Annotated in this window: 1 protein-coding gene; it reads right to left on the reverse strand. The window is 53.4% G+C overall.

Annotated features, from left to right (window positions below; translation table 11 throughout):
* Nucleotides 1–361 precede the first annotated feature (361 nt).
* Entirely contained in the window at nt 362–499 is a 138-nt protein-coding gene (locus HT737_RS28540) for a hypothetical protein (protein WP_177327908.1), read from the reverse strand.
* Nucleotides 500–746: the final 247 nt, after the last annotated feature.

Consider the following 746-nt stretch of genomic DNA (forward strand, 5'->3'; position numbering starts at 1 on the left):
TGCCGGCATGATCAGGTCGCTGGCCATGTAGGTCAGCAGTTCAAACAGGGAGACGGCCAGACAGAAGCCGATGGCCTGTCCGGGGCTGATATCGATAAGTGTTCGTTGCATGCGCGGATGAGCTCGTCTGGTTGGGCTTCAGGGGCGCAGAGAGTAGAGCGGAGGGGAGGTGGATTTACACCAGACGGGTGTGACCAGAAATATCAAAAATGCGCAAATCGTTGCAGCTCGAAGAGTCCTACAAAAGCTTGATCAACGTCTTACACGAGCAGGTCAGATTAGAGACAGAAAGCGCCTGCTATTCAGCAGGCGCGGTCGTTCCGGGAACACAGTTTTTAACGTTTATGCGGGGAGTCATCGCCTATCGATGTTGGTAATAACCGGGACCTTCCTGGTACCGATGGTGGTCGTCATGCCAGCCGCCGTGGGGGAAAATGATGCAGCCGCTCAAGGTCAGTACGGCAAGGACGGGAATCAGCCAGGTGATTCGACGGAACATTTCAAAAATCCTCATGGTTACGCCGTCATGAAGCCAAAACTCTTCATCGGCTGTAACATGAGACCGCGTTTATCAAAGCCCATCCCCGCAACACGGTATGTGCATGGCATGCAACCGGATACAAACCGGATACATTTGAAAGGTTCAGGAACCCGCAATGACCCAGAAGCAACGTTTGAAATATTCGATACTGATCGCGCTGTCGGTGCTGGCGATCATGCTCGGCCTGTCGTGGCTGCAAAATGCC

Origin of the sequence: Pseudomonas sp. MD195_PC81_125, from assembly GCF_014060985.1 — a bacterium.
Taxonomy (GTDB): domain Bacteria; phylum Pseudomonadota; class Gammaproteobacteria; order Pseudomonadales; family Pseudomonadaceae; genus Aquipseudomonas; species Aquipseudomonas parakoreensis.

Bases quoted from the DNA above. Each gene is read 5' to 3' on its own strand.
- HT737_RS28540 (WP_177327908.1), bottom strand. From the start codon at position 499: ATGTTCCGTCGAATCACCTGGCTGATTCCCGTCCTTGCCGTACTGACC.